The organism is Alkaliphilus hydrothermalis, from assembly GCF_016908555.1.
GTDB classification, from domain to species: Bacteria; Bacillota; Clostridia; order Peptostreptococcales; family Natronincolaceae; genus Alkaliphilus; species Alkaliphilus hydrothermalis.
The window spans coordinates 1-1,775 of the sequence record NZ_JAFBEE010000047.1; the positions used below are offsets into that span (position 1 = coordinate 1).

Sequence of the window (1,775 nt, forward strand, 5' to 3'; positions counted from 1 at the left end):
TTTTTCGCCAAATGAATACTCAAACGTGAATAAGGCTAGGAGTCATTCTAGCGGCGTGGTAGGCGAGCATTCTGTAAGGGTTGAAGCTAGACCGGAAGGACTGGTGGACTTTACAGAAGAGAGAATGTTGGCATGAGTAACGAGAGGCAGGTGAGAATCCTGCCCGTCGAAAACCTAAGGTTTCCTGAGGAAGGCTCGTCCGCTCAGGGTTAGTCGGGACCTAAGCCGAGGCCGAAAGGCGTAGGCGATGGACAACAGGTTGAGATTCCTGTACCACCTGTAATCGTTTGAGAGATGGGGTGACACAGTAGGATAGGTTAAGCGCACCGTTGGTTGTGTGCGTCTAAGCTTGTAGGGAGTTAGGATAGGCAAATCCGTTCTAACAGATCCTGAGGAGTGATGGGGAGCGAAATTAAAGTAGCGAACTTACTGATTCCACACTGTCAAGAAAAGCCTCTATCGAGATTATTAGGTGCCCGTACCGCAAACCGACACAGGTAGGTGAGGAGAGAATCCTAAGACGATCGGGAGAACTATTGTTAAGGAACTCGGCAAAATGACCCCGTAACTTCGGGAGAAGGGGTGCCGGTAGTGGTGATGGTCCATGCGACCAAAAGCCTCAACCGGCCGCAGAGAATAGGCCCAAGCGACTGTTTAGCAAAAACATAGGTCTCTGCTAAGTCGAAAGACGACGTATAGGGGCTGACGCCTGCCCGGTGCTGGAAGGTTAAGGGGAAGTGTTAGGGCAACCGAAGCACAGAACTTAAGCCCCAGTAAACGGCGGCCGTAACTATAACGGTCCTAAGGTAGCGAAATTCCTTGTCGGGTAAGTTCCGACCCGCACGAAAGGCGTAACGATTTGGGCACTGTCTCAACAATAGACCCGGTGAAATTGTAATACCAGTGAAGATGCTGGTTACCCGCGACAGGACGGAAAGACCCCGTGGAGCTTTACTGTAGCCTGACATTGGATTTTGGTACTACATGTACAGGATAGGTGGGAGACTGAGAAACCAGAACGCCAGTTTTGGTGGAGTCAACGTTGGGATACCACTCTTGTAGTACTGAAGTTCTAACCATGAACCGTGAATCCGGTTTTGGGACACTGTCAGGTGGGCAGTTTGACTGGGGCGGTCGCCTCCTAAAAAGTAACGGAGGCGCCCAAAGGTTCCCTCAGCACGGTCGGAAATCGTGCGAAGAGTGCAAAGGCATAAGGGAGCTTGATTGCGAGACATACAGGTCGAGCAAGGACGAAAGTCGGGCTTAGTGATCCGGTGGTTCCGAGTGGAAGGGCCATCGCTCAACGGATAAAAGCTACCCCGGGGATAACAGGCTTATCTCCCCCAAGAGTCCACATCGACGGGGAGGTTTGGCACCTCGATGTCGGCTCATCACATCCTGGGGCTGTAGTAGGTCCCAAGGGTTGGGCTGTTCGCCCATTAAAGTGGTACGCGAGCTGGGTTCAGAACGTCGTGAGACAGTTCGGTCCCTATCCGTCGCGGGCGCAGGAAATTTGAGAGGAGCTGTCCTTAGTACGAGAGGACCGGGATGGACATACCTCTGGTGTACCAGTTGTTCTGCCAAGGGCATCGCTGGGTAGCTATGTATGGCAGGGATAAGTGCTGAAGGCATCTAAGCACGAAGCCCCCCTCAAGATAAGATTTCCCATCCGAAAGGAGTAAGACCCCAGATAGACCATCTGGTTGATAGGTCGGAGGTGTAAGTGCAGTAATGTACTGAGCTGACCGATACTAATAGGTCGAGGGCTTGACCAA

The 1,775-nt window shown here is 52.1% G+C and carries 1 rRNA gene; it reads left to right on the plus strand.

The window, feature by feature from the left end:
- A 23S ribosomal RNA gene (locus JOC73_RS14920) occupies positions 1 to 1,775 on the plus strand; the annotation flags it as partial.